Source organism: Sporosarcina luteola, from assembly GCF_023715535.1.
In the GTDB taxonomy this organism is placed as follows: domain Bacteria; phylum Bacillota; class Bacilli; order Bacillales_A; family Planococcaceae; genus Sporosarcina; species Sporosarcina luteola_B.
Genome location: NZ_JAMBOI010000046.1, coordinates 1 through 475 on the forward strand (window position 1 = coordinate 1; position 475 = coordinate 475).

Genomic DNA, 475 nt, shown 5'->3' on the forward strand with positions numbered 1-475 from the left:
GTTTAAAAGGGATGCAAAAGTCGATTACACAATTAGGTGATCAATTTAATCGTAAAGCACAAGCAAAAGAATTAAATGACCATTTAAATTCTGTAAAGCAAAAAATTGAAAATAAAGCAGCTAAACAAAAGAAACATCCCAAAGTATTAATATTAATGGGTGTACCGGGTAGCTATTTAGTAGCAACTGATAAATCATATATTGGTGATTTAGTTAAAATAGCAGGTGGAGAAAATGTTATTAAAGTGAAAGATCGTCAATATATTTCGTCTAATACTGAAAATTTGTTGAATATCAATCCAGATATTATTTTACGATTACCACACGGAATGCCTGAAGAAGTTAAGAAAATGTTTCAAAAAGAATTTAAACAAAATGATATTTGGAAACATTTTAAAGCTGTGAAAAATAATCATGTTTATGACTTAGAGGAAGTGCCATTCGGTATTACAGCAAATGTTGATGCTGATAAGGC

The 475-nt window shown here is 29.5% G+C and carries 1 protein-coding gene; it reads left to right on the forward strand.

Annotated features, from left to right (window positions below):
* A partial coding sequence (locus M3191_RS18235; protein WP_251701732.1) for an ABC transporter substrate-binding protein occupies positions 1 to 475 on the forward strand: 475 nt, incomplete at both ends.